Consider the following 19,536-nt stretch of genomic DNA (forward strand, 5'->3'; position numbering starts at 1 on the left):
TCCATACGATATGTGTCTTTCTCATTTTTTGCTTGGACAAATCACATCGGCTTATCAACTATTTTCATAGTAAAAAAACACACAACCAAAATAGTCGTGTGTTTTACAGTTAGGTTCGTTACGGAGTCGTAGCAGTATTTGCAGCGATTCCCTGGAAGGACTCCGGTCCAGTACGGGTTGCATCGGTGCTAGCATAAGCAAGCATGGTGTAAACGGTCTCTGCTGCTGCCGGTGCCAGCAAATCAGCAGCACACACTGTGATGATTTGTGGACTCGTTATACCACCAACAGCAGCGGGAGGATTAGTAGGAACTCCTACCACCGCTGTATAGATGATCGTTCCACCCGTCGGGTTCGTTGTACCCCGTGCGAAGAGAACGGTAACGGTAGCAAAAGTATCGAAACTAGTTGCTACCCCTAATGTTCCCTCTAGTTTTACAATTGGGTTCGCTACATTTCTTGTTTGCAGTCCAATGACACCGATCAAGCTCGGATTCGTAGCGAAGGTGCTTAGGGTTGCTGTAAAGGGGTTACTAGCGTTTTGAGAGGTTCGCATATCCAAAAATGTGCCCATGTGTTCACCACCTTTCACTGGCGATTATATGGATGAGAGGCTTTATCTAAGGTTCGTAAGTTATGATGATTGCATGTACCCATACGATATGTGTTCTCTCATTCTTTGCTTGGACAAATCACATCGGCTTATCAACTATTTTCATAGTAAAAAAACACACAACTTCAATCGTCGTGTGCTTTTACAGTTAGCCTCGTGCAGCGATGCCCTGGAAGGACTCCGGTCCAGTACGGGTTGCATCGGTGCTAGCATAAGCGAGCATGGTGTATACGGTCTCAGCTGCTGCCGGTGCCAACAAATCAGCAGCACAAATTGTGATGATATCTGTGCCTGTTATATTAGTACCCTCCGGATCGAAAGGGAGAGTAGGAATTCCTACCACCGCTGTATAGACAATTGATCCACCCGTCGGGTTCGTTGTACCCCGTGCAAAGAGAACGGTAACGGTAGCAAAAGTGAGAAAACCCCTTTCTACTCCCAATGTTCCTTCTAGTTTTACAATCGGGTTCGCTACATTTCTTGTTTGCAGTCCAATGACACCGATCAAGCTCGGATTCGTCGCGAGCGTGCTTAGGGGTACTTTGAAAGGGTTGCTAGCGTTTTGAGAGGTTCGCATGTCCAAAAATATGCCCATGTGAAACTTCACCTCCTTTCACTAGCGATATTCGATGGATGAGAGACTTTGTCTAAGATTCGTGAAGTTATGATGAATGCATTTTATCCATATAATATATGTGTTCTATCATTTTTTGCTTGGACAAAATCATATAGACCTAATCAACTATTTTCATAGCAAAAAAACACACAACTAAAAAAGTCGTGTGTTTTTACGGTTAGGTTCGTGCAGCGATTCCCTGGAAGGACTCCGGTCCAACACGGGTTGCATCGGTGTTAGCATAAGCGAGCATAGTATAAACGGTCTCTGCTGCTGCCGGTGCCGCCAAGTCAGCAGCACACACTGAGATGACTTGTGTGCTTGCCTTAAGAACAGCAATAGTAGGAACTCCTACCACCGCCGTATAGATGATCGCTCCTCCCGTCGGGTTCGTTGTCCCCCGTGCGAAGAGAATCGTTAGGGTAGCAAAAGTGAGAGAAGAGGCTTCTATTCCAATAGTTCCCTCTAGTTTTACAATCGGGTTCGCTACATTTCTTGTTTGCAGTCCGATGACCCCGATCAAACTCGGGGACGTCGCAAAGGTGCTTAATGGTGTATTTGGAAAACCATTTGAGCTAGAGTTTTGGGAGGTTCTCATGTCCAAAAATGTGCCCATGTGACTTCACCTCCTTTCACTATGCCCAAACGGATTGAAATCATAAAAACCTCTTTGAAACCTACATGGGGAATCTTTTATTTCGAAATAGGTCATATCTATAATATATGTGTTCTATCATTTTTTGCTTGGACAAAATCACATCGGCCTAATCAACTATTTTCATAGCAAAAAAACACACAACTAAAAAAGTCGTGTGTTTTTACGGTTAGGTTGTTCGTGCAGCGATTCCCTGGAAGGACTCCGGTCCAATACGGGTTGCATCGGTGCTAGCATAAGCGAGCATGGTGTATACGGTCTCAGCTGCTGCCGGTGCCAACAAATCAGCACCACACACTGTGACGATTTGTGGGCTAGTTTCAATAACACCAGTTAATGTTGGAATTCCTACCACCGCTGTATAGACGATCGTTCCACCCGTGGGGTTCGTTGTACCCCGTGCAAAAAGAACGGTAAGGGTAGCAAACGTGACAGCGTCGGCTTGTATTCCAATGGTTCCCTCTAGTTTTACAATCGGGTTCGCTACACTTCTTGTTTGCAGTCCAATGACACCGATCAAGCTCGGGTTCGTTGCGAAGGTGCTTAGGGTTGCAGTGAAAGGGTTACTAGCGTTTTGAGAGGTTCTCATGTCCAAAAATGTGCCCATGTATGACTTCACCTCCTTTCACTAGCGATATTAGATGGATGAGAGACCTTGTCTAAGGTTTGTGAAGCTATGATGAATGCATCGTATCCATACAATATATGTTTCTCTCAATCTTTTGCTTGGACAAATCAGCTATTTCATAGTAAAAAAACACACAACTAAAAAAGTCGTGTGTTTTTACGGTTAGGTTGTTCGTGCAGCGATTCCCTGGAAGGATTCAGGTCCAGTACGGGTTGCATCGGTGCTAGCATAAGCGAGCATGGTGTATACGGTCTCAGTTGCTGCCGGTGCCAACAAATCAGCACCACACACTGTGACGAGTTGTGGGCTAGTTAGCAAACTCAAAGTAGGAATTCCTACCACCGCTGTATAAACGATCGTTCCACCCGTCGGGTTCGTTGTACCCCGTGCGAAGAGAACGGTAAGGGTAGCGAACGTGAGCGTGCTCGCTTGTATCCCAATGGTCCCCTCTAGTTTTACAATTGGGTTCGCTACACTTCTTGTTTGCAGTCCAATGACCCCGATCAAGCTCGGGTTCGTTGCGAAGGTGCTTAGGGTTGCAGTAAAAGGGTTGCTAGCGTTTTGAGAGGTTCGCATGTCCAAAAATGTGCCCATGTGTAACTTCACCTCCTTTCACTAGCGTTACTATATGGTATGAATTTCTTCTATTCTCGCTTGGACTGATTATCAATGGCAGGCGTGGAAAATAGTTTCATAGAAACTCTCTAATAGAGGCATTCCCCCACACCATTGCTCCTCTTTCCCATAGGATGGCTAAAAGTCACCCATCAAGATTTGAAAGGGGGTCTTCTCCTTATGAAGCAAATCTTTACCGATATCTACCGTAAAAACCGATGGGCAGATCCAGAATCTTCCTCTGGAACTGGTTCCAACCACAAGCAGACCCGAGTTCTTGTGCGGGCACTTCCTCGGTTGCTCCATCAATACAAGATCCGTTCTATCCTCGATGCACCCTGTGGTGATTTTCATTGGATGAAAGAGGTTGCCCCTCGGGTCCCGCATTATATCGGTGGTGATATCGTTCCAGACCTTATCCAACATAACCGCAAGCGTTTTGCAGCACCCAATCGTACCTTCCGTCTCCTTGATATCACTCGTAGCCGACTTCCTTGTGTAGATCTCATTTTTTGCCGTGACTGTTTTGTTCATTTCTCCTTTGCACATATCCAGCTTGCCCTGGCTAACTTTAAGCAAAGTGGATCTTCCTATCTCTTAACGACTACCTTTCCCCGCCGCAAACATCATACGGATAGTACAACCGGTCATAACTGGCGCCCTATTAATCTTCTGCTTCCTCCTTTTCGCTTCCCAACTCCCCTAGTCGTCATCAATGAAGGGTGTACAGAATTCCATGGTAAATTTGCTGACAAATCGCTTGCTCTATGGAAACTCTCTGATATACGAATAACCCCTCATCGTTAAAAGAACATAAAAGTAGAGGAAGATTCCCTTGCTAAAAGGGAATCTTCCTCTATGTCTTCAGTTATTGACACTTTCACAGCAAAAGCGCCCCACGGCATAATCCTTCGGGCACACTCCAAGAGTACTTGCTTCGGGCGTTTGAGCGTTAGTATCCGCAGTCCTTTTTCCGTTTTGGGTAACGCTCAAGATAAGATGTTTTCTATCACCTTTTTAATTGAGTGGCTAAACGTTCTAAAACGGTAACGATCCGTTGGCGAAAATGAGCATTCCTCAAAGTTGAGGCGGTTTTCAATCCTTCCCTCGCCAACTGATGCGCTTTTTGCGGGCGTGTCAGTACAGTCAACATCCCTGTAGCGAGTGTACGGACATTGCCAGGTTGAGTAACAATGGCGTTTACACCAGGACGACAAAACTGCATCACACCACCTGAATTAGTTGTTACCACAGGTGTACCACAAGCCATCGCTTCTAAGACAGGGAGCCCAAATCCCTCACTTCTTGAGCTGGACACGTATAAATCGGCTCCTCGATATAAATTAGCCATCTGGGCAGGTCCTTGGGGACCGATCACATGACAGTGAACACCCCTAATTTGAAGCGATCGCTCTGGACAAACAAGATCAATGATAAATTCCCCTTTATACATTCTATGAAGTAACTGAGCGGCCCGGTAAAAATCCCCAAAACCTTTCATATGGTATCCTCTCGGCTCTCGAGCAATATACAAAATCCGTTTGATGGGTCCACTTTTTTTACCGCCCGCACCTGGATGGAATACGGCGCGCTCGACACCAAGAGGAACCACAACACCTCGTCTACCCGTCGCCCGAAGAAGCTTCTTATCCAACCACCTTGAAATACTAATCGTGGGTACTCCTTGTCGATACGTCCACAGTGCAAAATTGCGATCCTTTACCCAATCTGGTTCAAACCCCTGACATAATCGAACACATCGACGAGGCCATGCCATAAAACAAGGTTTAAACGTTGTATAAAAATTAGTGAGAATCAAGTCACCCTTGGGGATAAATTCCTTCCGCAATTGGGGGATCACGGTTACCTTGCATCGATGCAAAGGATAGTGAACTGGCATCCTCTTAACCACCAACACCTCTACTTGATGCCCTCTAGCCACCAACGCATCAGCGATATTTACCAGGGACTTTGTCCCTCCTCCCAATGGTAAGGCAATTGCGGGGATGATCACTTTCATCTGCATTGTTCCTCTCCATCCAATTACTACATCATAGATAAAATCATAATAGTCGCTCTCCTCATATGCTCTATTTTTTCTAAAACCAACAAATAACCATCTTTCTCTTATTATCACAACATCCTGAACCCGTCTGTGATCACCTCCATACACTATAACAAGTGACTTTTCGATTACTAATGGCTTACGTATGAAATTCATTCACTTGAAAAAGAAAGGGGGATCCCCTTTGAAAGTGGTTACTTTCCTTGGTACTCGTCCTGAAATTATCCGCCTGAGTCGCATTATTCCTAAGCTAGACCAACTAGCTACCCACCACGTACTCGTCCATACCGGGCAAAATTATGTACCAACCCTCAGTGACGTTTTTTTCAAACAACTACAAGTTCGCTCACCAGATATCCACTTTGCCTCAGGTGGACAAACATTTGGAGCCCAGGTAGGGATGATGTTTCAGGAGGCCGATAAGATTTTAATGAGAGAAAAACCAGATTGCCTCCTTGTCTTAGGGGATACCAATAGCGCATTATGTGCAATCCCTGCAGCACGGATGGGAATCCCTGTCTACCATATGGAAGCAGGTAATCGATGCTTCGATACCCGTGTTCCAGAAGAGATCAACCGTCGTCTCATCGACTCGGTTTCCACATTTAATTTGCCCTATACCTCCCAAAGCCGCGATCATCTACTCAGAGAAGGATATCATCCGCAACGGGTATGGGTTACGGGAAACCCCATTTTCGAAGTCATCCAACATCACGAGAAGGAAATCGAGAAAAATCCCATCTTGCGTACCCTAGGATTAACATCAGGATCCTATATCCTCGTTACCGCCCATCGCGCGGAAAATGTCGATCAAAAGGATCGTCTCACAGATCTAATGGATGCTCTTCAACAGATTGCTCAGAATGAGGACATCCCTGTCATCGTCAGTGTTCATCCACGAACCCAGGATAAGATCGATCGGTTTGGGATTCATCCTTCCCATCCAGGTGTTAAACTTTTGCCACCCTTTGGATTTTTTGATTTTATTCAGCTGCAAAAACACGCCCGGTGTGTAATCACCGATAGTGGAACGGTCCAGGAAGAAAGTTGTATTCTCGGTGTACCAGCTATCATTATCCGTGATAGTACCGAACGTCCTGAGACAGTCACTTGTGGTGGAGCTGTCGTATCGGGACTATCCCCTGAACGCATTCATTCTAGTGTCACAATGATGACACAGGGCCACCGAAAATGGTCCCCCCCTGAAGAATACATGCAAGATTATGTGTCTGATGTGGTTGTTAATATGATTTTAGGTGGGTGTTCCCATGTATAACAACTTACCCCTTCCTTGGATACGGCCACCCCTCAACAATAAACCCTATTCGAGAATGAAGTTAAAACGCCAACCGTATATGAAGGCCACACTTCTACGGAAAATAGTTCTTCCTAAAAAAGACCTCTATCAAAAGGAACTCTCACTCCGTGCACCTTCCACCCGCCAAAAGATTCTCTTTTTCACTCACATGGCTAAACAAGGTCCATTATCCGGCGCAGAAAAAACTCTTCTCACCATGATCCAAGAACTATCTACCCGATATGATTGCTATTTAATTGCACCTGGAGCTTCCACTTTAACAATCACGGTACAATCATTAGGTTGTAAAGTGAAATTCCACCCTTTTCGTACCTTTAGCTTAGCTTTATCCAAACGTGGCTTTCCAGAGGGAGCCCTGGAACACTTCCATCAACGGCAACCGATTCCTAATCTGGTGCAGTTAATCCGTAGCATTAACCCACAATTAATTGTGGTCAGCACCGCTGTCAACACCGTACCTGTTGCCGCTGCTCATCGGACAGGAATACCTGTACTCTGGTGGATACAAGAAGTAATCCCTGTATCACAATCCCTCTCTAAGTTTCTCTCCTTCATGTCCACCCATGCGACAGCGATCCTAGGTATCTCAAAATCCACCCTTGCTTTCCAGCAACATATGACTCGCCGACTTCCCTCCTATCTCCTCTCCCCTGTGTCGAATGATGTTGCCCAGAAAACACCGGCTACATGGCCTCGCTTCCGAAGACACGTCCGTTCTAGTTTAGGACTTACAGAGAAGGACCTTGCAGTTGGTTTTGTTTCTATACGCGCCACACAAAACAAGGGCTATAACCATTTTATGCGCTTAGCCTCTCTTCTCCCAATGAATCAGCTACCGATTCACTTATTGGTTCGATCAGATATTCCTGATGGTACAGCTGGATTTCGAAAACGTTGTAGTCAACTTGTTAAACCCCATCTCCTTTCCCGCCTCCATCTTCTTCCTACCTCATCTGACTTACGACTCATCTATCCTGCTCTAGATCTCCTTATCGTACCTAGTCTTATCAACGAGGGCTTTGGGCTCACGACGCTAGAAGGGATGACTTTTGGAATACCTGTGGTCGCTTATCGTTCCGGAGGCCTTGAAGAAATCTTCCGTGCAACGAACAATGGCCGCTTCTTAGCTCCTAAAGGAAATGTATCCGCCCTTGCTACTAAAGCAACTATTCTCCTACAACGCCCCAACCTACGAGCCCAAGTTGGATTGCGAAATCGTCTAGCAATCCAAAGATCCTTTGGGATACAGTTATATCGTCAACGATTGTTTTCTATTTTTAATAATCTGCTTTCGCGAAGAAAGGGCTGAAACTGTGATCGACATCGGTGTTGTTATGCCTGTCTACAATCAGGTTCCTGCGTATCTACGTATCGCTCTCAACTCCATGCTCAAGCAAACCTATCGCCAATTTAAGCTAGTTATCGTACTAGATGGAGCCAATCTACCAACTCAGCAAATCGCACGTCGCTTTGCAGCTAGAGACCATCGTGTCACTATTTTGCATAAACCACGAAACCAAGGGCTGGCAAGTGCACTCAATGATGGATTTGCTCGCCTTTACAAAATACCTTCCATCCGCTACCTCACTTGGGTCTCTAGTGATAACGACTATTTCCCTCCCTTTCTGGCTACCTTGCGACGGAGAATGATTATGTCCCCTCCCAAAATCGGCCTTGTTTATAGTGCCTTTCGTTATATCGATGCCCAGGGAAAACCGATGTACACTCGTGCTTTCTATCAACAGCTTCGTCAACGGCAAAGGCTACCTAAAAGACACCTGCTTCACCATTGTTTCATCGGGGCATCCTTCCTCTATCGCAAATCTGTGGCACAAAAAGTTGGGAACTATCGTCTAGAGCCTGTGGAAGATTATGATTACTGGCTGCGCATGTCCGAAATTTGCGATATTCGCTTTATCCCTCCTATCCTCATGGCTTATCGCCATCGCTCTCCTAACAGTGTCTCCACAGAATTAGAAACCCCCGAAGGCAAAGATCGTTTTCGACAATCACTACAACAGGCCTTACGTGAAGCAAGGCAACGTCGTGGAATGATCTCTCAGGACATTAACGATGAAATGATACAAACTTTCATCCAGGAGAATCATCTAACGATATTTCGCCCTTGATCAACCACCACTAGCGCACACTCTCCCTTTTCGATAAGCTAGTATCAATGAACACCAGGAGGGAAAGTCGCGATGTCTATCTTAAATGATCTAATACCCGGTACCTTCGATCTTCATATCCATACCACCGCCTCTGATGGCACCTTAACCCCATCAGAGGTAGTCACACTGGCAAAGCAATCCGGTCTAACTACCATTGCCATTACCGATCACGATACCTTACTCGGTCTTGCCGAAGCATCTGATGCTGGTCAGAAGCACGGGATAAGGATTATTCCTGGTATCGAACTAAGCTCACGTTATGAAGGACATGCTGTTGATATCCTCGGGTACAATCTCTATCAATGTGATGAACTAGAAGTAACCTTAGTTCACTTCCGAAAAAGTCGTGAAAATCGGGCGCAAGCCATTCTTGATCGGCTCAACGAACTGGGTGTCAACCTTACTATGGATCAGGTTCTCACCTTTGCTGAGGGTGGAAGTATTGGTCGACCTCACATTGGTCGTGCCCTTGTCCAACATGGCTATGTCCCGGATCTTCGCGCTGCATTTGACCTCTACTTAGCAGATGATCGCCCAGCAGCCGTCCCTAAACGAACCCTCCATCCAGAAGAAGCGATCCAGCTCATTCATCAAGCGGGCGGTCAAGCTGTATTGGCGCACCCTGCTCTGATCAGAAATGACGCGATCGTTCAGACCTTACTGCAAACCTATCCCTTCGACGGCATAGAAATATGGCACCGATCTCACACCTTGGATGATGCGGGTCGTTATCGTGCACTTGCGAAGCAATTGGATCTTCTTATAACAGGGGGATCAGATTTTCATGCCCCTCCCCACCAGCTCGGAAAATTTCACGCCTAAATATGGTCATTTTAAAAATAGGAGGATCTGCATGATGCAGATCCTCCTATTTTTTCGAGAGGAGCTCAATTACTTCGTCCCCTTTCCATAGACTCTCTTTTCGTATCGGGTATCCAAACCTCCCCAAAGGAGGCTGTATGAACTTTACTCATATGGAGCCTTAATCTATGAAGAAATTCGCGAATTCTCACCCTATACGTATGATGTTGGAGCGTTTTCCGATAGGCTCGGATAGCCAACTGTTCCCGTTGACCAGGGTGATTAAGAAAATAGATTATCTTTCTTTTTAATTCCGCGATCCCCTTGTAGGAAACAATCTCATGACCTACCTTTAGAAAACGATTCAAATCCCGCCGATGGGTAGTCAATTGAAAGGAACGGCATGCTGCAATATCAAAGGTGCGGTTATTTGGTGTATAGACAGGTAATCCTTTGGGGTTCCCACGCACATCATTTTTTGTGCGATGAATGTTTAGGGTGATTTTTGCTCCATTGTAATACTTAGCTGTCTCTGACGGTGGGATCGTCTCATTGATAATGCTATGCTTTAAACGCTCATAACTTTGAAGGCGTTCCCACCATCGACCTACAAAGATAAATTTCTTATCGCGAAAAAATTCTGCTAACGCATCGATAGTTTGCACCCGCGCCGGAAGTGCACTTCCCACAAAACAAATATCTGAATGATAGCGAGGAGCCACCTCCATCGGTCGATAGGTATCTTCATTCACACCCAATGGAAGGTAGAAACACACTTTGTTTAGCTTCCGATAGAAGGGAACACAACTTGCCTCTTGGGTAACCATAAATTCATAGGGAACCACCTGCCGTTTATGCAAATTGAGGAGATAGGGATCATCCACAATCCATAACCCCATATAGATTCCTTGTCTTTTTAAATGGATAACCTCTTGCGGAGATAATGCCCCACGCAAGGAAAGGATAACCTCTGGTCGAAAAGTGCGAATCAAATGCTCTAAATGGGATCGACTTTCACGATCTGGTTGATACACTCGAAACCCGAACCAATGAAGTTCATTCTGTAATTGCCCAAATGCACGTATGAAGTTAGGGTCGAGGTCCGAATAGGAGTGCCCCCCTGAAGCGATATAAAGCAAACGCATGGTGGCTACTCTCCTTCACTTTCGTTTCTTCTCGATCAATTTTTTACGTCGTGATCTTCCGTGATTGATCAGATAGTTCTGTAGGATGACCAACAAGCGCCTCACCCGGACATCGTAGGTATGTTCTCGCATCGTTCGTTGATAAGCATTTTGCGCAATGGCTGTTCGTTCGTCAGGATGTCTCAGATAATAATCCATCTTTTTGAGTAAATCTAAGGGTTTATGATAAGAGACGATATCTACCCCATTTTTATAAAACTTTTCTAGATCTCTCCGATGCGTAATCAATTGAAAGGAGCGACAGGCTGCAATATCAAAGGTTCGATTATTGGGTGAATAGGCAGGCGTATTCCTAGGATTTTTTTGAATATCGTTACAAGAACGATGGATATTCAGAACAATTTTTGCTCCATTGTAATAACGAACAACCTCAGAAGGTGGAATTTCTTCCTCGAGAATATGACGTTGAAGTAACTTATAGTTTTTCAACCGATCCCACCACTTGCCGATCAGTACGAGTCGCTCATGTTTCAGATGCGGGGAAAGTGCATCGATTATCTCAAGGCGACCAGGAAATGCATTGCCAATAAAACAAACATCGCTCTCATACTTCTTATTTACCTCCATCGGCCGATAAATCGAAGGATTTACTCCTAACGGAAGAAAATAGCACGCCTTTCCCCGAGCTCTGTATATAGGAACACAACTTGCTTCTTGCGTTATGATGAAATGATAAGGGCGAGCGATTTTATGACTATCCATCAGATGATAGGGATCATCCGCAAGCCAAACTCCAACTGGAATTCCCTTCATCCGTAGATAATGGATCAACAATTTGGGGACTGCAAACCCTCGCATCACTAACGCGATATCGGGACGTTGACTACGAATCACCTTATCTAATCGCTTCAGGTCAAAGGTCGGAAGGGAAAGTAGCTGAAAGCTTCTATCTTCCCTTTCCAACCCACGTAGTGCAGTAATCATATTGGGGTTGAGGTTGGCCAAGGAACCAATGCCCTGTGAAATAAAAAGTAAACGCATAGGACCCCCCATTGAAGGATTCATTTTCCCCGTCAACATCGCAAGCTTGACTGATTTTCCTTCCATTCCCGAATAAACTCTGTGAGACGAACACGATAGGTATGATCCTTCGTCGTCCTCATGCGAGCACGGGCCGCAATTCCTTCACGGAGCTGATCCTGTTGTAGAAAGTAGCGTGTTTTTTTCTCCAATTCCGACCGTCCTTGAAAAGAAACCATTTCCTGATTTATGCGATAGTAACGCACAAGGTCTCTCCGATGAGAGACTAGTTGAAAGGAGCGACAGGCTGCAATTTCAAAGGTTTTGTTGTTGGGTGTGCAGGCTGGAATTTTACGTGGGTTGCGATTCACATCATCTGAGTCGCGATGAAAATTCCATACAATCTTTGCTCCGTTATAATAACGCGCCACTTCCCCTGCTGGGATCGGTTGATTGATAATCGCATGTTTCCATTTTTCATAATTGCGTAGTCGATCCCACCAACGACCAATGAGCAGGAAGCGGCGTTCTTGCAGGAGTCCTGCCATCTCATCAATCATCGCAATCCGCGCATCTGTTGCACTTCCGACAAAACAGATATCTGATTGATATCGTTTCCCTACGACTAATGGTCGATATTTGGTCGGATCGACCGCCAGCGGTAGATGGAGAGTAGGAATCCCTAGCCGTTGATAATGAGGAACACAGCCTGAATCCTGAGTAATCATGAAACTATATGGTTTTACCACCTTCACATGGTTCGTAAAGGAATACGGATCATCTACCATATAAAGACCCACAGGTACACCCATTTTTCGGATGCGAAGCACTACGGAAGCGGGTAATTGACCTCGTAAAGAGAGGAGACCATCCGGACGAAAAGATCTTATCATTTGCAACAAACCATAGATCCGCTGTTTTTCAGGGCGAAAGACTGCCAGGCTAAAATCGGGTCGTTCCTTTGCTAGCATCCGAAATCCCCGGATAAGATTAGGATCTAAATCAGCAAGGGATGGGATCCCTGAGGCGACATATAGTAAGCGCAATCCATACCACCTGCTTGTCAATCAGGATCTTGATTAATTCCGTCTCCGTAAGTAACCATGTAAAATCCCCACTAATCGCCGCATTCGAACATGATAAGAATGCTCCTGTAGAGTACGTTGATAGGCTCCTTCCGCGATCTTTTTCCGTTGTTGTTCGTGATTAAGGTAGTAAATCATTTTTCGTTTCAGATCCGTTATATCTGAATAATCTACCATCTCTTTACCCAATTGATAATAGCGACCGAGGTCATAGCGTTTAGAAGCAAGCTGGAAAGCGCCACATGCAGCGATATCAAAGGTGCGGTTATTTGGAGTTAAGGCAGGCACCTTTCTCGGATTCCGACCTAGATCGTCTGACGTACGATGGATGTTAAGAACAATTTTTGCTCCATTGTAATAGCGGGATACTTCATCTGGTGGGATCTTGTTCGTGCGAATTCCTCTTTTCAACTGATGATAATATTTCAGTTTCTCCCATCCTTCACCAATGATTAAGAATTTCTTTTTCATCAAGAGAACTCGCAATCGATCAAAGAACGGCAATCTCCCTGGCCACGCACTACCGACAAAACAAATATCAGACTGATACGTAGGTGAGACATTCATCGGACGATAAAGAACGGGATTAACCGCAAGTGGAACATGAAATGCGGGCCTCTTTTTAACGTTGCGGTAATAGGGGACACAGCCTGAATCCTGGGTGAGCATAAAGTCATAACTGGGGACCATCCATTCATAATCCGTTAAATGATAGGGGTCATTCACCACCCAGAGCCCGATCGGGATACCCGGTGCCCAATTTCTAATATAGCGAGTCATCGGATGCGCATCTTTGCAAAAGACAAGGGCAATCTGGGGACGAAAGCTTTTGATTTTCTCTGCAAGATTGGCTAAGGGGTCCGTAGTAGGAAAGTGCGTTTGGATGTGGAAATTGCCCATTTCTTTCTCCAGCATCTTGAAGGCACCCACTACATTTTCCCCTAAGTGGGACAACGTCTGTATACCGGAGTAAATGAATAACAGCCGCATTCCAACCACTTCCCACTTTCTCCATAAAGTCAGTAATCACCCTATGTTATTTCCAATGTGAATTTCCTGTTCGCCCGAAATCAAAAAGCATTAAAAAAATCAACTCCTGCATAAGCACTGACCTTTGTCCATTCATATTGTAAAAAAAGATATCGGAAGGAGGTCGGACTTATCCTTGGCACTACTACAAAACGCCCGAGCGATCTGTATACTTGGGATGCACCGAAGTGGTACATCCCTTATCACTCGTGCAGTTAACTTATTAGGCCCCAATGTGGGTACACCTAACTTACTCATGGCTCCCCACGAGACAAACCCTACTGGATTTTGGGAACACCTAGAGATTGTGCAAATTCATAAGCAGATCATGAAAAAGCTAAATAGCTCCTGGGATGCGACTAAGCCACTTCCTATACGTTGGTGGATTAGCAAGGAGATACAACCCTATAAAGAGAGCTTAAAAAAAATCATTATTCGTGATTTTGCTACAAAAAACCTTTGGATGTGGAAAGATCCACGAACCTGCCTCCTTCTTCCTCTTTGGAAATCGATTCTAAACGAACTCGCGATTGATTTACGCTGTGTCCTTGTGGTGCGCAATCCTATAGATGTTGCATCTTCCCTAAAAAGAAGAGATGGACTTGCTCAAGAGAAATCAATTCATATGTGGGCATTACACACACTTAGCTCATTACAATACTCCCAAGGAACCCGCCGTGTGCTTATCCACTATGATCAATTTCTAGCCAATTGGCAACCTTCTCTACGCCATATCGCTACTACTCTTGACCTTCCCTGGCCTCCCAATGAGTCTGCTCTACAAAAAACGATGAGTTATATGATCCAACCGGATTTACGCCACTCTCATTCCTCAGTGCAAGATCTAATCTGTCAAGGGAAAGCCTCTCCTCTACTGCTTACTCTTTATCGTCTCTGCTTAATCGTTGACCGCTTCCCGGAACGGATGACCTCTCCCTGGATGATACGAAATGTAAGACATCTATGTGATAGCTACTATAGCGGAAAGCCTTTGATCAAAGACCTCCCTTCACCCCTCCGTTCTAGAAAAAAAACAAACTGAAGACGCCGATTCATGAACAGCTAGTGTCACTTTGTTCTATCCACATTCAATAGAAGACAACTGCCTTTCTTTATCCTCTATCAGGTACCTACCTAAACTTTTTCCAGCTCTGAGAATATAGTATAGAAGCTTTAACACAACGATGAAAATCCAGAAGTAAGCTGTATGCGCTAGACCCTAGTCTGAATCATTAGTAACTTTATAGCGCCTACAGCCTGGGAACCCTCATCGAATAACCTTTAGTTTGGGAGGATTATCGATGTATAAAAATCAAGTTATCTTAATCACAGGAGGAACGGGTTCCTGGGGGGAAAACCTTGTCAAACGTCTTCTCCACACACCGGCCAAGGAGATTCGTGTATTTTCCCGGAATGAATTTTCCCAAGTGAAAATGCACCGTTCCTTCTTATCCGCTAACGAAAACCGAGTAAAATTTATCATAGGAGACGTAAGGGACGAGGATGCTGTATTTGAAGCATGTAAAGGTGTCGACATCCTATTTCATTTAGCGGCATTAAAGCATGTCCCAATCTGTGAAGATCAACCGGATGAAGCATTAAAAACGAATGTAGTGGGAACTGAAAATGTTATCCGGGCAGCCATTCGCCACAAAGTAAAGAAAGTGATCGATGTCTCAACAGATAAAGCTTGTGATCCTGTCAATTTCTATGGTATGACCAAGGCAATCGGTGAAAAATTGATCATTCGCGCCAACGATTGGAGCCCTCACACTCGCTTCGCATGTATTCGTGGAGGCAACGTTTTTGGCACAAATGGGAGTGTAGTCCCCTTATTTAAGGACTTACTGCAACGAAAACAGGAGATTCCCCTCACTTCTGCTGAGATGACTCGTTTTTTCCTCACTGTCAATGAGGCAATTGACCTCTTGATCCAAGCAGCCCAGGCAGCCAAAGGAGGAGAAATCTTCGTTATGCGAATGAAATCTTGTCGCATTCTCGATCTCATTCGTGTAATGGGTAAGCATTTTGGAGTACACAATCCTACAATCCGCGAAATTGGCATTCGTCCAGGAGAAAAAATTCATGAAGTCCTTGTTTCCGCTTATGAAAGCCAATCCACCTATCAGTATGATGAAAAATACTATGTTATTCTCTCCCCCCATTCTTCTCCTGCTGTCCGTCAGCAATATAGCCATCTCCCCGCTTGCAATTTTGACACCTACTCCTCTGACAAATACCTAATGGATGATGAGGAAATTAACAAACTGTTGAAGAAGGGCGGGTTGGTTTAAATGAAAAAAATCCTGGTGATCGGAGCAAACGGAATGGCTGGGCACATGATCCAGGATTATTTAATCCAACACACCCATCATGAAATATGGGCTACCACTCGTTCCGAAAAATCAAGCCACCGACGTCTTTATTTGGATGTGTTAGATACCAATCGACTTAGTGGATTGCTAATCACCCTCAAACCAGACCTTGTTATTAATGCCGTCGGCTTACTCAATCAAGATGCCGAAAACCACCCTGAACAAGCTGATAAAATCAATGGGGACCTCCCACAACTACTCTCTACCTATGGGATTACTCTCGGCTATCGACTTATTCATATCAGCACAGATTGTGTCTTCTCAGGCACAAAAGGAAACTATATCGAAGCCGACATTCGCGATGCAACTGGAGCCTATCCAGAAACTAAAAAACGTGGGGAAGACATCGATTCCAGGCACCTCGTTATCCGTACTTCCATCATCGGTCCCGAACTACGAACTGGGATCGGTCTCTTGCATTGGTACTTGGCACAACAAAATCCTGTACAAGGCTATCGTCAGGTATGGTGGAACGGTGTCACAACACTGGAATTAGCCAAATCTATTCTTTGGGCCATCCAGCAACCACTGACTGGCCTTGTTCATCTATGTGTCAAAAATAAAATTTCCAAACATGACCTACTGCGAATCATCCAAGATGTATTTCCAGGGAAGCGTGCTCCCATCAACCCTAGCGATACCCTTCACTCAGACAAAAGCCTCGTCAATACCCGGGCTGATTTCCCATACCACCCCCCACACTATCGCGATATGTTGCTTGAGCTAAAACAATGGATGGAAGCAGCTCCACAATCTCGTTACTCTCATTATCAATGGAAACGTTAAACAGCTCTTAAACACACTCATCTACTGAGCATTTATCTGAATATCTTAGACTTCCTATTCTATTTTCTCGATAATAATCAATTTAAAGGCTTTTACATTGTTGTAATCAATGTAAAAGCCTTTATTCTTCTTCTGAGTTGAGCAGATATTTGAACTTTATCCATTCGATTCCTCTCCTACACTAGGATCATCCTCCTACAAAAAAGCCATCTACCCGTTCGGTAAATGGCTACACAACTATCCCGTTCTTATATCAAGTAAGGTTTTCTACATCCACCCCACTATCCGTATCACTACTAATTCAATACCAATTATCGTAACTGTTCCAAATCCCACTAGAAGCATTCGTTTTAATAGGGCACTCTCCTGCTCTCGCACCCCCCCAATGCTCGCACCAAGGACTACTTTTGAGGGGTTCGCCATGATCAAATGAGAGGAACTGGCGTTTTGTGAGTAAGCCGCTAACTGTTCGGATAAGCCCAACTGATGGGCCGTTTGTACTTGCATTTTGATAAACATCGAATTGGATCCTGTATTGCTCCCTGCCAAAAAGCCACCCAATCCTCCGATTAATGGTGTGATATAGAGGAATGCAGAACCAAAGGTTTCCGCAGCCGTTTGTGATAGTACTTGAGTCATACCCGAGAGCGACATCATTTCAGACATAATCACAAACAAAAGGGTGGAAACGATAACCGGATACCAATGGATCCAGGTTTGTTTCATGCTCTTTGTGATTGTTTCTTGTTTAATACCAAAGATCCAGATCGTAAAGATACAGACCAAGATGAGGAAAAAACCAGGGGAATAAAGAAAAGGGAACGTAAATTGATACGTTGGTAATGATAAAACGGCGTGGGTTTTAAGTACTTCAGCTACCCCTGGTACTAACCGTGAAAAAAGAAGCATCCCAATCAAAAATAGGTATGGACTAAGTGATTTTAATTTTCCAAAGTTCTCTTCCTGTGCCAGCGCAGCCCCGATCTCCGATTCTGCTTGTTGATCCACCTCTCGACGGGTAACGAAGCGGATCACTGCTAGTTCAACCCCCAGTGTACTCAAGGCACCAAAGACACCTGCCAACTCCACTCCCACAAAGGCATTAAATGCCCACACCGATAATCCAAGGGTACCCGATGTAAGGAGAACTTCGAACCACCGTCGTTTTAACCCCTTCCACCCATCAGCAATAATCGTCATGATGATGGCGAAGTAGGCAAATATCGGAAGCGAAAGAAGTGCCGTTCCTGTTCCTAAATTTTGGGGATCCAAATGAGCTAAGTCGGAACCAATCACCGTCCCAGCAGCAAGAGAGCCCCAGGGGACGGCACTTAAACTAATCAAAGAAATGATAATCGCCTGAACAGGACGAAAGCCAAGGGCGATGAGAATGGGACAAATCACGATGGCAGCCAATCCAAAACCACTCGCTGATTCCACTAGTGGAGAAAACGCCACCGCTAAAATGAGCACTTGGCGCACCGGATCATGGGTGGATTTTGCAACGATAGCCGCAAAAGAGCGAATAACCCCGCGTTCATTCATCAGATGAAATAAAAATATACCAAAAAGCAAAAAGTAAGCAACCGATGAGGTCGTAAGTGTTCCTTTAATAAATGGGAATAACACCTCATCGGATTTTAACTTAAAATAAGAGATGGCTATGACCAACGCCAATAAACAACCCGCGATACCTGCACGTACAATGGATTGTCTCAAGACAAATAATATAATGAGGACAGCCACGATGGGAGAAATCGCAAGAAAAAAATCAACCATATCATTCGCTCCTTTGCAAAAACAAAAAAAGATAGATCAAGTAAAAGATATCACCCCTCATTTCAATAGATTCATTAATCTTCATTTAAAACAGAAATGTATAATAAGACAAGATAACATAAGATATATAATGTTTCAACATTTAAATAAAACTATTTTATAAAAACAAAAAAACAAGCGGCTTCACTGCCACTTGTTTTACTTATTTTCCATAGGAGACACATAGACAATCGCGTCCCAGCGAACATGAAACTTCCGGTCTCCCTTTTCTAGAATCACATGATCGGGATGAATGGAGACAACCTCTCCTTCGATACCGCCGATAAAAGTTTCTATTTGAACATCCTGACCTACCACTTGGGACATATGCTGGGCAAGATATCCTCTGCCTCCGCGTCCTCGACCACGGAACAGCCGTGCTAAGGGAGACTTAAATCCGCCTTCTTGTTTACCTCCTTCTGGTGGTAAGGGAGGCATCATACCGGGCATTCCTGGCGGCATCTCATCCATGAACCCATGTGGACCTGGGAACATTCCAGGCATCATCCCTGGTTGCATCCATGGCATTCCTGGCGACATTCCAGGCATCCCCGATTGCATCCACGGTATTCCAGGTGTCATCCCAGGCGCACCCGATTGCATCCATGGCATTCCTGGCTGGGCCCAAGTCCCTGTTTGCATATTAGGCATTCCTGGTTGTTGGGTCCACGGTTGCATTCCTGGATAAGAATGCCCTACTGTTGAGGAAACCTGTGCGTCTCCTTCCTCCGCCGCTGCAGCGGAGGTTGACTGTTTTTCAAAATCAGAAGACCAATTAGTAGTCACGGTAGTCACC

20 protein-coding genes are annotated in these 19,536 nt (G+C 44.9%); 8 read left to right on the plus strand and 12 right to left on the minus strand.

Features of this window, described 5'->3' with window-relative positions; genetic code table 11:
* Positions 1-118 precede the first annotated feature (118 nt).
* From BLV90_RS06640 to BLV90_RS06660, 5 genes are all read right to left on the minus strand, one after another.
* Positions 119-574 (minus strand): hypothetical protein, encoded by a 456-nt coding sequence (locus BLV90_RS06640; RefSeq protein WP_091738187.1) that lies wholly within the window; start codon positions 572-574, stop codon positions 119-121.
* Positions 575-761: 187 nt separating this feature from the next.
* A complete protein-coding gene (locus BLV90_RS06645; RefSeq protein WP_091738191.1) occupies positions 762-1,208 on the minus strand; it encodes a hypothetical protein in 447 nt (148 codons plus the stop codon).
* A gap of 199 nt (positions 1,209-1,407) precedes the next feature.
* The gene (locus tag BLV90_RS06650) at positions 1,408-1,845 is read right to left on the minus strand and encodes a hypothetical protein (protein WP_091738194.1); all 438 of its coding nucleotides are present in this window, start codon (positions 1,843-1,845) and stop codon (positions 1,408-1,410) included.
* Between the two features lie 208 nt (positions 1,846-2,053).
* The gene (locus tag BLV90_RS06655) at positions 2,054-2,491 is read right to left on the minus strand and encodes a hypothetical protein (protein ID WP_091738196.1); all 438 of its coding nucleotides are present in this window, start codon (positions 2,489-2,491) and stop codon (positions 2,054-2,056) included.
* A gap of 183 nt (positions 2,492-2,674) precedes the next feature.
* Positions 2,675-3,106 (minus strand): hypothetical protein, encoded by a 432-nt coding sequence (locus tag BLV90_RS06660; protein ID WP_091738199.1) that lies wholly within the window; start codon positions 3,104-3,106, stop codon positions 2,675-2,677.
* Between the two features lie 201 nt (positions 3,107-3,307).
* Here BLV90_RS06660 and BLV90_RS06665 point away from each other — a divergent pair, with 201 nt between their 5' ends.
* Positions 3,308-3,934, plus strand: a complete 627-nt coding sequence (locus tag BLV90_RS06665) for a class I SAM-dependent methyltransferase (RefSeq protein ID WP_091738202.1) — start codon at positions 3,308-3,310, stop codon at positions 3,932-3,934.
* A gap of 202 nt (positions 3,935-4,136) precedes the next feature.
* On the opposite strand, the gene BLV90_RS06670 is transcribed toward BLV90_RS06665, so the two are convergent.
* On the minus strand, positions 4,137-5,153 hold the full coding sequence (locus BLV90_RS06670; RefSeq protein ID WP_177167931.1) for a glycosyltransferase family 4 protein: 1,017 nt from the start codon (positions 5,151-5,153) through the stop codon (positions 4,137-4,139).
* Positions 5,154-5,376: 223 nt separating this feature from the next.
* Here BLV90_RS06670 and wecB point away from each other — a divergent pair, with 223 nt between their 5' ends.
* From wecB to BLV90_RS06690, 4 genes are all read left to right on the plus strand, one after another.
* Entirely contained in the window at positions 5,377-6,468 is a 1,092-nt protein-coding gene (gene wecB, locus BLV90_RS06675) for a non-hydrolyzing UDP-N-acetylglucosamine 2-epimerase (protein ID WP_091738208.1), read from the plus strand.
* A complete protein-coding gene (locus BLV90_RS06680) occupies positions 6,461-7,819 on the plus strand; it encodes a glycosyltransferase family 4 protein (RefSeq protein ID WP_091738211.1) in 1,359 nt (452 codons plus the stop codon). Before wecB ends, BLV90_RS06680 begins: the two co-directional genes overlap by 8 nt.
* Positions 7,820-7,823: 4 nt before the next feature.
* Entirely contained in the window at positions 7,824-8,639 is an 816-nt protein-coding gene (locus tag BLV90_RS06685) for a glycosyltransferase family 2 protein (protein ID WP_091738214.1), read from the plus strand.
* Between the two features lie 72 nt (positions 8,640-8,711).
* Positions 8,712-9,503: a PHP domain-containing protein gene (locus BLV90_RS06690; protein WP_091738217.1), complete on the plus strand. Its 792-nt coding sequence runs from the start codon at positions 8,712-8,714 to the stop codon at positions 9,501-9,503.
* A gap of 65 nt (positions 9,504-9,568) precedes the next feature.
* Here the strand turns inward: BLV90_RS06690 and BLV90_RS06695 are convergent, their stop codons facing one another.
* The 4 genes from BLV90_RS06695 to BLV90_RS06710 are packed head-to-tail and all read right to left on the minus strand — an operon-like array spanning position 9,569 to position 13,722.
* On the minus strand, positions 9,569-10,627 hold the full coding sequence (locus BLV90_RS06695; protein ID WP_091738220.1) for a CgeB family protein: 1,059 nt from the start codon (positions 10,625-10,627) through the stop codon (positions 9,569-9,571).
* Between the two features lie 15 nt (positions 10,628-10,642).
* Positions 10,643-11,668, minus strand: coding sequence for a CgeB family protein (locus BLV90_RS06700; RefSeq protein ID WP_177167932.1), 1,026 nt, complete (start codon positions 11,666-11,668; stop codon positions 10,643-10,645).
* A gap of 32 nt (positions 11,669-11,700) precedes the next feature.
* Positions 11,701-12,693 carry a CgeB family protein gene (locus tag BLV90_RS06705; RefSeq protein WP_091738227.1) on the minus strand — a complete coding sequence of 331 codons (993 nt, stop codon included), beginning with the start codon at positions 12,691-12,693 and terminating at the stop codon, positions 11,701-11,703.
* 33 nt (positions 12,694-12,726) lie between these two features.
* On the minus strand, positions 12,727-13,722 hold the full coding sequence (locus BLV90_RS06710) for a CgeB family protein (RefSeq protein WP_091738231.1): 996 nt from the start codon (positions 13,720-13,722) through the stop codon (positions 12,727-12,729).
* Positions 13,723-13,897: 175 nt separating this feature from the next.
* On the opposite strand from BLV90_RS06710, the gene BLV90_RS06715 reads away from it, so the two are divergent.
* The 3 genes from BLV90_RS06715 (at position 13,898) to BLV90_RS06725 (ending at position 16,922) form a co-directional block, all read left to right on the plus strand.
* Entirely contained in the window at positions 13,898-14,803 is a 906-nt protein-coding gene (locus BLV90_RS06715; protein WP_091738234.1) for a sulfotransferase family protein, read from the plus strand.
* A 259-nt stretch (positions 14,804-15,062) separates the two neighbouring features.
* Positions 15,063-16,055: an SDR family NAD(P)-dependent oxidoreductase gene (locus BLV90_RS06720; RefSeq protein ID WP_091738238.1), complete on the plus strand. Its 993-nt coding sequence runs from the start codon at positions 15,063-15,065 to the stop codon at positions 16,053-16,055.
* Positions 16,056-16,922 (plus strand): SDR family oxidoreductase, encoded by an 867-nt coding sequence (locus BLV90_RS06725; RefSeq protein ID WP_091738240.1) that lies wholly within the window; start codon positions 16,056-16,058, stop codon positions 16,920-16,922.
* Positions 16,923-17,189: 267 nt separating this feature from the next.
* Here the strand turns inward: BLV90_RS06725 and BLV90_RS06730 are convergent, their stop codons facing one another.
* A complete protein-coding gene (locus BLV90_RS06730; RefSeq protein ID WP_091738243.1) occupies positions 17,190-18,701 on the minus strand; it encodes an L-lactate permease in 1,512 nt (503 codons plus the stop codon).
* Between the two features lie 198 nt (positions 18,702-18,899).
* A complete protein-coding gene (locus BLV90_RS06735; RefSeq protein WP_091738246.1) occupies positions 18,900-19,526 on the minus strand; it encodes a DUF2642 domain-containing protein in 627 nt (208 codons plus the stop codon).
* Positions 19,527-19,536: the final 10 nt, after the last annotated feature.

The organism is Marininema mesophilum (assembly GCF_900106775.1).
GTDB lineage: Bacteria > Bacillota > Bacilli > Thermoactinomycetales > DSM-45169 > Marininema > Marininema mesophilum.

Bases quoted from the DNA above. Each gene is read 5' to 3' on its own strand.
- BLV90_RS06725 (WP_091738240.1), top strand. From the start codon at position 16,056: ATGAAAAAAATCCTGGTGATCGGAGCAAACGGAATGGCTGGGCACATG.
- BLV90_RS06710 (WP_091738231.1), bottom strand. From the start codon at position 13,722: ATGCGGCTGTTATTCATTTACTCCGGTATACAGACGTTGTCCCACTTA.
- BLV90_RS06730 (WP_091738243.1), bottom strand. From the start codon at position 18,701: ATGGTTGATTTTTTTCTTGCGATTTCTCCCATCGTGGCTGTCCTCATT.
- BLV90_RS06680 (WP_091738211.1), top strand. From the start codon at position 6,461: ATGTATAACAACTTACCCCTTCCTTGGATACGGCCACCCCTCAACAAT.
- BLV90_RS06640 (WP_091738187.1), bottom strand. From the start codon at position 574: ATGGGCACATTTTTGGATATGCGAACCTCTCAAAACGCTAGTAACCCC.
- BLV90_RS06670 (WP_177167931.1), bottom strand. From the start codon at position 5,153: ATGCAGATGAAAGTGATCATCCCCGCAATTGCCTTACCATTGGGAGGA.
- BLV90_RS06690 (WP_091738217.1), top strand. From the start codon at position 8,712: ATGTCTATCTTAAATGATCTAATACCCGGTACCTTCGATCTTCATATC.
- BLV90_RS06645 (WP_091738191.1), bottom strand. From the start codon at position 1,208: ATGGGCATATTTTTGGACATGCGAACCTCTCAAAACGCTAGCAACCCT.
- BLV90_RS06665 (WP_091738202.1), top strand. From the start codon at position 3,308: ATGAAGCAAATCTTTACCGATATCTACCGTAAAAACCGATGGGCAGAT.
- BLV90_RS06695 (WP_091738220.1), bottom strand. From the start codon at position 10,627: ATGCGTTTGCTTTATATCGCTTCAGGGGGGCACTCCTATTCGGACCTC.
- BLV90_RS06660 (WP_091738199.1), bottom strand. From the start codon at position 3,106: ATGGGCACATTTTTGGACATGCGAACCTCTCAAAACGCTAGCAACCCT.
- BLV90_RS06720 (WP_091738238.1), top strand. From the start codon at position 15,063: ATGTATAAAAATCAAGTTATCTTAATCACAGGAGGAACGGGTTCCTGG.
- BLV90_RS06655 (WP_091738196.1), bottom strand. From the start codon at position 2,491: ATGGGCACATTTTTGGACATGAGAACCTCTCAAAACGCTAGTAACCCT.
- BLV90_RS06700 (WP_177167932.1), bottom strand. From the start codon at position 11,668: ATGCGTTTACTTTTTATTTCACAGGGCATTGGTTCCTTGGCCAACCTC.
- BLV90_RS06650 (WP_091738194.1), bottom strand. From the start codon at position 1,845: ATGGGCACATTTTTGGACATGAGAACCTCCCAAAACTCTAGCTCAAAT.